General features: G+C 70.8%; 5 protein-coding genes. 3 read left to right on the forward strand and 2 right to left on the reverse strand.

Translation table 11 applies throughout. The features are described from left to right. Positions 1-14: 14 nt before the first annotated feature. Together LK542_RS22785 and LK542_RS22790 are read right to left on the reverse strand one after the other, a co-directional pair. Positions 15-1142 carry a branched-chain amino acid ABC transporter substrate-binding protein gene (locus LK542_RS22785; protein ID WP_227813706.1) on the reverse strand — a complete coding sequence of 376 codons (1128 nt, stop codon included), beginning with the start codon at positions 1140-1142 and terminating at the stop codon, positions 15-17. 83 nt (positions 1143-1225) lie between these two features. Continuing rightward, positions 1226-1711: an Lrp/AsnC family transcriptional regulator gene (locus LK542_RS22790; RefSeq protein WP_227803341.1), complete on the reverse strand. Its 486-nt coding sequence runs from the start codon at positions 1709-1711 to the stop codon at positions 1226-1228. Positions 1712-1861: 150 nt separating this feature from the next. On the opposite strand from LK542_RS22790, the gene LK542_RS22795 reads away from it, so the two are divergent. From LK542_RS22795 to LK542_RS22805, 3 genes are all read left to right on the forward strand, one after another. After that, positions 1862-3826: an aminotransferase class V-fold PLP-dependent enzyme gene (locus tag LK542_RS22795; protein WP_227813707.1), complete on the forward strand. Its 1965-nt coding sequence runs from the start codon at positions 1862-1864 to the stop codon at positions 3824-3826. 291 nt (positions 3827-4117) lie between these two features. Beyond that, the gene (locus LK542_RS22800) at positions 4118-12154 is read left to right on the forward strand and encodes a GH36-type glycosyl hydrolase domain-containing protein (protein ID WP_227813708.1); all 8037 of its coding nucleotides are present in this window, start codon (positions 4118-4120) and stop codon (positions 12152-12154) included. Then, the gene (locus tag LK542_RS22805; RefSeq protein WP_227813709.1) at positions 12151-13008 is read left to right on the forward strand and encodes a porin family protein; all 858 of its coding nucleotides are present in this window, start codon (positions 12151-12153) and stop codon (positions 13006-13008) included. The genes LK542_RS22800 and LK542_RS22805 overlap by 4 nt, the downstream gene beginning before the upstream one ends. Positions 13009-13046 lie beyond the last annotated feature (38 nt).

Consider the following 13046-nt stretch of genomic DNA (forward strand, 5'->3'; position numbering starts at 1 on the left):
TGTTCCCTTGTGAATCAATAGCTGGCGAGCGGCGTCAAGGCGCCGTTCTTGAAGGTATAGACGGTGACCGTGGTCTTCTTGAGGTTGCCCTTCGGGTCGTAGCCATAGCTGCCGACCACGCCCTGGTAGCTGATCGCGTGCATGGCGGCGCCCACCTTGGCGGCATCGACCGAATTGGCCGACTTCATGGCCTGGGCGATGAATTTAATCTGGTCGTAGAAGGACGGGGCATACACGTCGGGGTCGCGCTTGAAGCGCGCCTTGTAGGCATTGATGAAGGCCTGGCCGCCCGGCTGCTTGGCGACGATGGCGCCGGCCTGGGCGCAGCGCACGTTCTCGCCGACGGCGCTGCCGCCGAGCTTCGCCATCTCCGGGCTGCACAGGGTGTCGCCGCCCAGCAGCGGCACGTTCAGTCCGAGCGCCTTCATCTGGCGCGCCATCGGCGCCGCTTGCGGCGCATAGCCGCCGAAGAACACCGCGTCGACGCGCTTGGCTTTCAGGGCGGTGAGGATGGCGGCGAAGTCGGTCGCCTTGTCGGTGGTGTATTCGTGGCCGGCGACCTTCATGCCATTGGTCTGGGCCTGGCGCTTGAATTCCATCGCGATGCCCTGGCCGAAGGCGGTGCGGTCGTCGATCACGCCGACGTTCTTCACCTTGAGTTCCTTGGCCGCGTAGCTTGCTACCGAGCCGCCCACCTGGGTGTCGCTGGCGACAATGCGGAACACGGTCGGGTAGCCGGACTGGGTGATCTTGGGATTGGTGCCGACGGTCGACATCAGGATGCCGTTGTCGTTGTAGACGCGCGAAGCGGGGATCGCCACGCCCGAGTTGTAGGGGCCGAGCACGAACTTCACCTTGGCGTCGGCGAACTTCTGCGCCACGGTGACGCCCTGTTTCGGGTCGCCCTGGTCATCTTCGGACTGCAGCTCGAAGCGGATGGTATTGCCGCCGACCTGGATCTTCTGGGTGTTGAGTTCTTCGATGGCGAGGCGCACGCCGTTCTCGTTGTCCTTGCCGGCGAAGGCATTCGCGCCCGACAGCGGGCCGCTGACGCCGATCTTGACGACTTGTTCGGCGGCGTTGGCGTGGATAGCAAGCAGCGCGGCCAGCGCCAGCGGCGCCATGTGCAGTTTGGATGGCATTCCCTGAGTCTCCGTGATGTTCAACGGACGCCATCATCGCATGAAAGCCGCCGCCGGTTAAGCGGCCGCGCGTGCCGACAGGATTACGCAGGCAGCCCGTGCGAAATCAGCTCCAGCGGCAGCGCGGTGGTGCACTTGATCTGCTCCATCGAGAAGGCCGAAGACACGCCGGTCAGGCGCGCGGTCTTGATCAGCTTCTTGTAGAAGCGGTCGTAGCCGGCGATGTCGGTGGTGACCACCTTCAGCAGGTAGTCGACGTCGCCGCTCATGCGGTGGAACTCGAGCACTTCCGGCAGCGCCTGCACCGCGGCGGCGAAGCGCGCCAGCCATTTTTCGTCGTGCTCGCTGGTGCTCACGCTGACGAAGACGGTGACGGGCAGGCCGACCTTGTCGCGGTTGACGATGCTGACCCGGCTTTCGATATAGCCCTCTTCCTCCAGGCGCTTGACGCGCTTCCAGCATGGGGTGCTGGACAGGCCGACCTTTTCGCTGAGGCCGGAAATGGAGAGGGTGGCGTCTGCCTGCAATGCGGCAAGGATAGCGCAATCAAACTTGTCGAGTGAGTTCATTTTCCTGATATCGATATATCGAGAATATATATGCCAATGCAGCGCCATAAAGCGCAGAAATTAGGATATGTTTACCGGCGCGACTCCGTAACATATTCACTAACAATAACACGATCCGCAGCAACTAATTACTTTTTTGTAATTATCTTTATGAGCACTGAACTCTACCTCGACGCCAACGCCACTTCGCCCGTCCTGCCGGCCGCCATCGATGCAGCCCTGGCGGCGATGGGCGCCTGCTTCGGCAATCCGAGCAGCAGCCACGCCTGCGGCCTGCGCGCCAAGGCGCTGCTCGACGCCACCCGCGCCAGCGCGCGCCGGGTATTGGGAGCGCACAGCGGCCGGGTGATGTTCACCAGCGGCGCCACCGAAGGCATCCAGACCGCAGTGCTGTCGGCGCTGTGCGCGCTGCGTGAGCGGCGCCAGCGCGGCGAAGCCTGCGGCGACCTGCTGCTCTATGGCGCCACCGAGCACAAGGCCGTGCCGGAAAGCCTGGCGCACTGGAACCGCCTGCTCGGCACCGACCTGGAGCTGCGCGCGCTGCCGGTCGACGCCGACGGCCGCCACCGCCTCGACCTGCTGCGCGAACTGGCGCCACGCGCCGCCTTTGTCTGCACCATGGCCGCCAACAACGAGACCGGCGTCGTGTCCGACCTCGATGGCATCGCGCGCGTGCTGGCGGAGAGCGGCAGCCCGGCCCTGTGGATGGTCGACTGCGTGCAGGCCCTCGGCAAGCTGCCGCTGCAGCTCGACGCCACCCGCATCGACTACGCACCCTTCTCGGGCCACAAGCTGTATGCGCCGAAAGGCATCGGCCTGCTGTACGTGCGCGAGGGCGCGCCGTACACGCCCCTGATGTGCGGCGGCGGCCAGGAAGCCGGCCAGCGCTCCGGCACCGAGAACATGGCCGGCATCGCCGCCCTGGGCGCGGTGCTCGCCGCCTTGGAAGCAGGGGATACCTTCCGCACCCACGTCCAGCTGCGCGGCTACCGCGAGCGCCTGGTGGCCGCACTGCGCGACGCCTTTCCCACCCTGGTGTTCAACGCACCGCTGGAAGGGTCGCTGCCGACCACGCTGAATTTCTCGGTGCCCGGCATGAGCAGCAAGGAACTGCTCGACCTGTTCGACGCCGCCGGCGTGCGCGTCAGCGCCGGTTCCGCGTGTTCGGCCGCCAAGGTGGCGCCGAGCTATGTGCTGGATGCGATGGGCGTGCCGCTCGAGCGCAGCGCCTCGGCGGTGCGCCTCTCCTTCGGCCCGCTGGCGGACGACGCCTTCATCGAATCCGCCTGCGCGCGCATCCTGCACTGCGGCCGCGCGCTGGCCGACGCGCGTCCGGACGCGCGCCTGCAGCAGCTCGAATCGCAGGGCGCCAGCGGCTGGCTGTTGTTCGGCGACGACGGGCGCCACTGTATCGCCATCGATCCTCCCGCCGCGCAGGCGGCGCGCATCGCCGCCGACCTGCGCGCGCGTGATTGTGGCGTGCTGGCCTGTTTCGACACCAGCCATGGCGCCGGCGGCGCCGATGCCCTGGCCGAGCTGCTGGACGCGACGCCGGGCTGGCCGGGCGGGGCGCAGCAGGTCGTATTGCAGGGGCGGACACTGGATGCGATCGCGTTTGGCGAGGACGTGCTGGCGAAGGATGGCGATGCGTATCTGCTGGGCCGCCCGGAGAACGGCGTGCTGGCGCCAGGCGCGGTGCGCTTCGTGTTTGGGGCCGCGCCGGGCGAGGCCGGATTGGAGGCCGCCCTGTGCTGCCACCGTGTCGGCGAACCGGCCGTGTCGCGCCCGGGCGCCGATCCGCTGCCGATGGATGGCATCGACCTGGATCCGACCTCCGCCGCCGCCTACCTGGCCGCCCACCCGGACGCGCTGCTGGTGGACGTGCGCGAGCTGCCGGAACACGCCGCGGCCGCCGCCCAGCTGCGCGGGCGCAGCGCCCACAATGTGCCGCTGTCGCAGCTGGCCGGCCAGGCGGTCCACTGGCTGCGCGAACCGCGTCCGCTGGTGTTCGTCTGCCGCAGCGGCAACCGCAGCGCACGCGCCGCGCGCCTGCTGCGCCGCCTTGGCCATGCCCAGGCCTGGCACGTCGCGGGCGGGCTGGCGCTGGCAAACTGACCTCTCATACCGTAGGGTGGGCGGGTCTTCCCGCCCACGCGGTCAGCTGACACGAGATCTGCCGCCGCGATTGCGCAATCGATAACGATCACCGCGTGGGCGGGGGACCCGCCCACCCTACAGCTGATCCCGTATCTTTCGCCTGTGTACGCCACCGCACAGTGGCTGCCGCCGGCATCTTCTAGCATGGCGGTGGCCGTGCGCGCCCTGCGTTTCCCTTCCCATTGACCTGCTTCCGGCGCTTTCATGCGCCAGCGGTCGACAGCGCGCGCCTCTGTGTCGAGGTCCCTGTTGAAGCAATTGAATAACCCGAAGGCTGGATCCGGCGCCGCCGCCATCGACGGCGCCGTCGGCCTGCGGGCGCTGCTGGCTGAACTGGCCGAGGCGCTCGATGCCGCCTGCGATGCGCTGGACGGCGCACGCCGCCGCGGCAGCGATCTGCCGCCGGCCGCCGCCGCCATCCTCGACCACAGCCCCCTGATCGATGCCCAGCTGCGCCAGGCGCGCGGCCAGTTGCTGAACGACCGCGGCGTCCTCCCGGCCTCGGCGCCAGGCGGCGCCCGCATCCTCGCACTGGCGCGCAAAGCAGCATCCGACGACGAAGGCCGCATCGACCGCGCCGCCCTAGAACGCTTTCTCGCCGCCAGCCAGCAGGGCGCGCCCCTGCGGCTGGCGGAACTGCGCTTGTTCCCCGCCGCGCTGCGCCTGGCCTTGCTCGACGCCCTGCGCCAGATCGCCGACCGCGGCGCCCGCGCCTGCGAGGAACGCATCCTGGCCGCCGACTGGGCCGGGCGGATGCTCGACACCGCCGCCCACCGCTCCGGCGACCTGGTCCTGCTGGTGGCTGACATGGCGCGCGCCGTGCAGCCGATGGGCAGCAGCTTCGTCGCCGAACTGGCGCGCCGCCTGCAGGGACAGGGCGGCGTCGCGCAGGCCCTGCAATGGATCGAAGCGCGCCTGCTCGACGAAGGGCTGAGCATCGGCCAGCAGGTGCAGCACGAACGCGACACCATGGCGGCCGACGGCACGCTGGTCGCCAACATCCTGGCCAGCCTGCGGGGACTCGCCGGGATCGACTGGCGCCTGCTCGCTGAAGAGGCCAGCACGATCGAGCCGCTGCTGCGCGCCGACCCGGACGGCAGCTATCCGCGCATGGACGGCGCCACCCGCGACACGTACCGGCTCGCCGTCGAAACCCTGGCGCGGCGCAGCAAGCGTTCCGAATCCGACGTCGCCCAGGAAGCGCTGGCGCTGGCTGGGGTGCATCGCGCACCCGGGGAGGGAGGACTCGACGCGCGCCGCCGCCACATCGGCTACTACCTCGCCGGACCGGGCCTGCCTGCGCTGGAAGCGCGCCTGCTGCCGAAACGCGGCCTGGCCGCACGCCTGCGCCACGCCCCGCTGGCGCTGCAGATCGGCGCAACAAGCCTGCTCACGCTGCTGTTCGCAGCGGTCGTGGTGCTATGCGCCCGACAGCAGGGTGCCGGAATCGTGCTGCAGTTCTTCATCGGCCTGCTGGCGCTGCTCGGGGGCAGCAGCCTGGCGCGCGCGCTGACCGACATGATGACGTCCTGGCTGGCGCCGCAAGCCTGTACACCGCGCATGGATTTCGCCGACGGCATCCCGGCCGAGGCCCAGACCCTGGTCGCGGTCTCGGCGCGCCTCAGCAACCGCACCCAGGTCGACGCCCTGTGCCGCGACCTGGAAGTGCGCTACCTGGCCAACCGCGATCCGCACCTGCGCTTTTGCCTGCTGGCGGACCTGCACGATGCGCCGCTTGGAACGCTGCCGGAAGACGCCGACCTGATCGCGCACGCGGTGGCCGCCATCGAGGAGCTGAACCGCCGCTACGCGCGCGAGCACAGCTTCGCCATCGTCGACGAGGACGGCCAGCCAGCCACCCGGAGGCGCCACATTGAACCTTTCCTGATGCTGCAGCGCCCGCGTGTATGGAACAGCGGCGAGCAGGCCTGGATCGGGCGCGGCCGGCGCCGCGGCCAGCTGGCCGACCTGAATGCCTGGCTGGCCGGAGGCGCGCGCGAATGCTTCGCCGCCACCGCCGGCAGCAGTGCCGGGCTGGCGGAAGTGCGCTACGTGATCGCCCTGGACGCCGCCACCGACCTGCCGCGCGACGCCGCGCGCCGGCTGGCGGGCGCCATGGCGCATCCGCTCAACCAGCCGGCCCTCGACGCCGGCAACAGCCGGGTGCTGGAAGGACACGCCATGCTGCGCCCCAGCGTCGGCGGCGCCTTGCCCGGTACGCAGGCTTTCCGCTACCAGCGCCTGTGGAGCGAGGGGCGCGGCACCTGGGGTGCGCGCATGGTCGGACGCGAATGCGAAGACCACGGCATGTTCGGCTGGGCCGCCATCTACGACGTCGATGCCTGCGAACGGCTGCTGCGCGGCCGTCTGTCAAACGATGCGCTGCCGGCGCCGGGCCTGGTGGACGACGGTTGCCTGCACGCCGGCCACGACTGCGAAGTGCGGCTGGAAGAAGCCATCCCCGCCAGCTATGGCGAGCACGCGCTGCGGCGCCATCGCGCGCTGCGCGCGGCCTGGCAGGTGGCGGGCTGGGTGCGTGGCCGCGTGGTGCAGGCCGACGGCAGCCGCGTAGTCAACCCGATGACGCCCGAAGCACGCTGGCAGTTGTTCGACACGCTGCGCGAAAGCCTGGTAGCGCCGGCATTGCTGCTGCTGCTGGTGCTGTGCTGGACGGGATTGACGGCGCCCGCGTTCTGGACCGGGGTGGTGCTGTCGGTGTTCTTCCTGCCGGCCCTGCTGGGCAGCCTCATTGCCCTGGTCGACCGTCCGCACGACGCGCCCTGGCGCCAGCACCTCGACAGCTGGGCGCGCGGCGCCCGCGTGCCGCTGGTGCGCGCGGCGCTGGCCGCCAGCTTCCTGCCGCACGCCGCCTGGTGCCAGGGCGATGCGCTGGTGCGTGCGCTCTGGCGCAGCCGGGTGTCGCGCCGGCGCCAGCTCGAGTGGAAGCCGAAAGCGCTGGCGCGTCCCGCGCGGATCATCGAGAACAACTGGCTGACCATGTGGTTTGCGCCGGTGCTGGCGGTGGCCACCGCGCTGCTGCTGACCTTTGCCAACCCGTATTCGCTGTTCCCGGCGGCGCCGGTGCTGCTGGTGTGGTTCCTGTCGCCGGTGCTGTCCTGGTGGACCAGCCTGCCGCTGCGCGTCCAGCGCCTGCCGCGCCTGCCGGCCTCGCGCCAGGCATTCCTGCAGCGCCTTGCGCGCCGCAGCTGGCGCTTTTTCGAGAACCACGCCGGCCCGGCCGGCAACTGGCTGCCGCCTGACACCGTGCAGGAGCATCCGCACCCGCTGGCGGACGCGCGCACCACGCCGTCCGGCATCGCGCTTTATTTGTTGTCCGCGCTGGCGGCGCGCGACTTCGGATTCATTCCCCCTGCCGCGCTGCTGCGCCGGCTGGATGCGGTGCTGGCCTCGATGGCGCTGCTGGAGCGCTGGAACGGCCACTTCCTCGCCGCTTACGACAGCGCCACCCTGGCCCCGATCGAGCCGGCCTATGTCGCCACCCGCGACAGCGGCTGGATGGCGCTTGCCATGCGCCTGCTGGGCGCCGGCCTGGACGAACTGGCCGACGCCCCGATCGCCGGTCCCCAGGACCTGGACGGCCTGCGCGCGGCCTTGCACGTCGTCGACGAACTGGCCCAGCACCAGCCGCACGGCGTGCGCGCCCAGGTGGCGGCCGTCTGGGCCGCGCTCGATCCGCAACGCTGCCGCGCCGCCGACACCCTCCCGGGCCTGTTCGAATGCCTGCGCCACGTTACCACCGCCGCCGATGCGCTGGAGGCCGGCCTCCCCACCGATGCCGCCCCGGCGCTGCGCGACTGGGCCGCCTGCCTGGCCGCCCAGTGCCACAGCCTGCAGGACGAGCTGCTGGCGCTGACGCCCTGGATGCGCGCCGCCGAGGAATACGTGTTCGACGCCAGCCTCACGCGTATCCCGAGCCTGCGCGAGCTGGCCGCCCTCGAGACGGCCCCCGGCACCCACCACGAGCTGGCGCGGCTGGTGCGCGAGGGCCGCCAGCATGCGCAGAAGCTGTTGAAAGAGACGGCGCGGCTGGCGCAGCAGGCGCGCGGCTATGGCGCCATGGACTTCCGCGCGCTGCTCGAGCGCGACACCGGCCTGCTGGCCGCCGGCTGCAACGTGCGAGACGAGCGCCTCGACAGCGACAGCTGCGACCTGCTGGCATCGGAGGCGCGCCTGGCCAGCTACCTGGCGGTGGCGCAGGACCAGCTGGGGCAGACCCACTGGTGGGTGCTGGGCCGCCCCATGCGCGTCCTGGGGGCCGAACAGCTGCTGCTCTCGCGCAGCGGGGGGCTAGCGGACTACCTGGCGCCGCAACTCCTGATGCCGTCCTGGCGCGAAACCCTGCTCGACCACGCCGGCCGCGCCGCCGTGCGTGCGCAGGTGGTCCACGGCGCGCGCCACGCCATGCCCTGGGGATTCTCGGAATCGCTGTGTAACGCGGTCGATGCCCAGCTGCGCTACCAAAGTGAGTGCTTCGGCGTTCCGGTAGCAGGCCTGGCGCGCAGCGCCGGCGCCGACCTGGTGGCCGCCCCCCATGCGGCGCTGCTGGCGCTGCCGGTGCTCCCGTCGCCGGCGCTGGCCAACCTGGAGCGCATGGCCCAGGAAGGATTAAACGGCGAATACGGCTTCTACGACGCGGTCGACCATACCCCGGGACGGCTGCCGCACGGCGAGCGCCGCCACGTGGTGCGCGCCTACTCCGCCCGCCACCAGGGAATGAGCCTGCTCGCGCTGCTGCAGACCCTGCACGAGGCGCCGATGCAGCGCCGCTTCGAGCGCGATCCCGAGCTGCGCGCAGCCCAGGCCCTGCTGCAGGAGCCGCTGCCGGCCCGCGGCGCATCGACACCCTCACACTACGACGACGCGGCGCCGCAGGCCGTTCCCGCACCAGGCCGCGTGGTCGACCGTGCCGGAGCTGCCGCCGGGGCGCCGGAACTGCAGCTGCTGTCGAACGGCAGCTACCACGTGATGGTGGACAGCGACGGCGCCGGCTACAGCCTGTGGCGCGACTTCGTGCTGACCCGCTGGCAGCCGGATCCGCTTGGCGCCAGGGGTGGCCTGGCCTGCGTGCTGGTCGACGCGGCATCGAAGGAGCAGTGGTCGGCGACGCTGGCGCCGGTACACGGCGCGCCAGAACGCTACGAGGCGGCCTTCGCCGAGGGCCGCGCCAGCTTCCGCCGCGAAGAGCGCGGCTTGATCATCGTGACCGAGGTGGTGGTGGCGCCCGACGACGACGTCGAGCTGCGCCGCATCCGCATCCGTAATACCCTCGATGCGCCGCGCACGCTGGACGTCACCGCGCATGTTGCCTTGCCGGCGCAGGAAGCGCGGGTACGGTCCGACGCGCAGTCGCAAGCGCTGCTGTCGCTGGCCGGACCAGGCGCCCCGGTCGTGTTCTGCCGCATGGCGGTGCGCGGCGCGGCGGGCGCCCCTGTCTTCAGCAGCACCTGCACCGACCCGGCCAGCCCGCTGCCGGAACTGATCGAAACGCCGCTCGAACCGGCGCTGGCGATCCGCCGCAGCCTGACCCTCCAGCCCGGCCACGAAATCACGGTCGACCTGGCGCTGGGCACTGCCGCCACGCCGGCTGCCGCACGCGAACTGGCGCTGCGCTATGGCGATCCGCAGGCGGTTGACGAAGCGGTCGAGGCGGCGTGGACGCACGGCCAGGCGGCCTTGCGCGCCGCCGGCCTGGGCGACGCCGAGGCCCAGCGCTACAACCGCCTGGCCGCCTGCCTGCTGGCGCCCGTGCCCGGCCTGCGCGCCGACCCCGGCATCATCGAACGCAACATGCGCAGCCGCGACGCCCTGCGCCTGTACGGCGTGGACGCCGGCCGTCCGTTGCTGGTGCTGCAGCCCGGCCTTGACAGCCGCCTGCTGCCCGAGATCCTGCAGGCCCATGTCTACTGGCGCGTGCGCGGCCTGGACGTGGACGTGCTGGTGCTGTGCGAGAACCGCGAGATCCGCAGCCAGGTGCTGGCGCTGGAACAGCCGGACGGCATCCACGTCCACCTGCTGGAAGAAGTTCCGCAGGAAGACCGCATCCTGCTGCGCGCGGCCGCCCAGGTGCTGCTGGTAGAGGAGGGCGGCAGCCTGGCCGAGCAGCTGCGCCGCGCGGCGCCGGCGCTGCCGGCCCTGCCGCCGCCATTCACGCCGCGCGAAGACGCCGCGCCATGGACGCTTGACGCGGCCTTGACGCCGGCAGCCTCGCTGCTGCACGACGACGGCGTGAGCGGCTTTACGCAGGACGGCCGCGAAGCCGTGGTGCACCAGCCATTCTCCGTCCCGTGGGAGCATCCGCTCGCAAACGGCGTGTTCGGCGCCATGCTGCGGGCAAGCGATACCGGCAGCACCTGGTACGGCCGGCGCGCGCGGTGCCTGACGGCGAGCGAAGCCTTCTACCTGCGCGACGAGGACAGCGGCGTCGCCTGGTCGCCGACGCCCTGGCCGATGCCTTCCAGTGAACCCTACCGCACCCGCCACGGCTTCGGCTACACGCTGTTCGAACACCAGGCTCACGGCATCCACTCGGAACTGCGCTGCTTCGTCGCGCCGGGTGCGCCGCTCAAGTACATGGTGCTGCGCCTGCGCAACCTGTCGAGCGCGCCGCGCCGCCTGTCCGCGACCGGCTACGTGCAATGGTGGCTGGACGAGCAGCATGCCGCTCCCGGCCTGCAGATCGTCACCGGCATCGACGTCGCCAGCGGCGCGCTATTGGCCCGGAACGCCTTCGGCACCGGCTTTGGCGATACGCTCGGCTTCTTCCACCTGGACGCCCCGCAACGGGCCTACACCGCCGACCGGCAGGAGTTCATCGGCCGTCACCGCGGCCCGGCGCGGCCGGCCGCATTGGAACGCAAGGGACTGGCCGGTACGCTGGGCGCCGCGCTCGACCCCTGCGCGGCCTTGCAAACCACGGTCGAGTTGCAGCCGGGCGCCGACACCGAACTCGTGTTCCTGCTGGGCGCGGCCGGCCCCGACAGCCTGGCGGCCAGCCGCATGGCGCAGCAGCACGGCGGCGCCAAGGCGGCGGCGCTGGCCCTGCGCCAGGTGCACGCCTACTGGGACGAACTGCTCGGCAGCCTGCGCGTCGCCACGCCAGACCCCGCGTTCGACCTGTTCGCCAACGGCTGGCTGCCCTATGCGGCCTTGTCCGCCACGCGTGGCGGGGCGCCTGGCGCCCAGCTGCAAGGCGCCCTGGGCACGGTGCACGGCAACCCGGAGACGCTGCGCGCGGCGCTGCTGCGCGCCGCACGCGACGACATCGGCGCCGAAGGCAGCCCTGTCGAAGACTTCCTGTGGCTCCCCTTTGCGCTGCACCGCTACGTGAGCGTGACCGGCGACTACGGCATCCTGCGCGAGCCGGCCGGCGGCGAGCCCTCGAGCGGCACCCGGCTGGCGCGCGACGACCTGTACCAGGTCTGCGTGCACGGCCTGCGCGGCTGCCTGCGCTTCGGCCCGCGCGGCCTGCCTCTGCTGGGCGCCCGCATGCATGAGGACGAGCAGGACCTGGAGGAGCGTCCCGAGAGCCTGCAGCTGGCCTTCATGCTGGCCACCGTCCTGCAGCGCTTCGCCGAGGTGGCCGACCGCCGCGCCGACTTCGGCTTCGCCACCACCTGCCGCGGCGCCGCGCTGGCGCTGCGCGCCCAGGCCGAGGAGCACGGCTGGGACGGCGCCGCCTACGCCCTCGAAGGCGAAGGAGCGGACGCCGCCACTCAGGCCTGGGCCGCCATCGCCGGCGCCGAGTCCGGACGGGTCGCCTCCGCGCTGGATGTGCTGGACAAGGCCGCGCCGCCGGATGCGCGCACGGCGGCCTGGGCGGCGCTGGCCCTGGCGGGGGACGGCGCCGGTACCTCGGCCTGGGGACGCGTCCGCACCCTGGCCGCGCCCGGCGAAGCACGCGTGCGCTGTACCGACGCACCTTGCTTCATGATGGACGGCGTGGCGGCCGGGTGGCTGCACGTGCTGCTGGGCGACGCCCTGCTCGGACTGGAGCGCGCGGTCGACCGCATGGCGCTGGCGCCGCTGCTGCCCGAAGGCTGGGACAGCCTGCGCTTCCGCTACCGCATGGGCCGCACGGACTGGCAGGTGACGGTGCTGCGCGCCACGGTGGGCGAGGCCCTGGTGCTGGACGGCGCGCCACAGGCGTCGAATACGATCGAGCTGGTCGACGACGGCCGCGAGCACAAGGTGGACGTGTATGTGGAACGCAGGCCGGGCGATGCGCGCGCCGGCCATGGAAACAATCAGCCAGGAACAACGACATGAGCAAGAAACTGACCGCGGCCGCCTGCGCCGCCCTGCTGTGCAGCGCTGACCCGGCCATGGCGGTGGACTGGAGCGACAATGCCATCAGCTACCGCTACGGCACCCGCTTCGCAGAACCCTTCAACCCGGAGCACATCAAGAAGCACATCGTGGCCTTCACCCACGCCAGCGGCTACAAGTACGGCAGCAATTACCTGAACCTGGACGTGCTCAAGTCCGACAGCACGGACCCACGCAACCTGGGGAGCGACAGCGGATCACTCGAGGGCTACCTGCTGTACCGCCACACGCTCGACATCGGCGCGCTGCGCGGCCAGGAGATCCGCTTCGGCAAGGTGAAGGGCGTGGGGCTGACGCTCGGCTTCGACGTCAACCACAAGGACGACGTCGGCTACAACTCGCGCAAGCGCATGCTGGTCGCGGGACCGACCCTGATGTGGGACGTGCCGGGCTTCCTGAACACCAGCATCCTGTGGCTGCGTGAATCGAACGCGCCGAGCGGCCCCTTCCCGCCGATCGCCAACGTGCGCGGGCGCTACACCTACGACACCCACCCGATGTTCGGCGCCAGCTGGGGCATCCCGGTGAACGAGCGCTGGTCCTTCGAAGGCTTCCTGAACTTCATCGCCGAGAAGGGGCTGGACGAAACCGGCAACCCGACCAGCGCCGAGACCAACCTCGACATGGCGCTGATGTACGACATCGGACCGCGCTTCGGCTACGCGCCGAAGAAGATCCGGGTCGGGGTCGGCTACCAGTTCTGGAACAACAAGTTCGGCAATTCGCGTCGGACGACGGGCGGGGCAGGGCAGCGCGCCAGCACGCCGATGGTGCGGGCGGACTTTCATTTCTAGGGGTTTGTCGAACAGTTGAAATTGCTCAACTGTTCTAG

Source organism: Massilia sp. IC2-477 (genome assembly GCF_020707265.1).
Classification (GTDB): domain Bacteria; phylum Pseudomonadota; class Gammaproteobacteria; order Burkholderiales; family Burkholderiaceae_D; genus Telluria.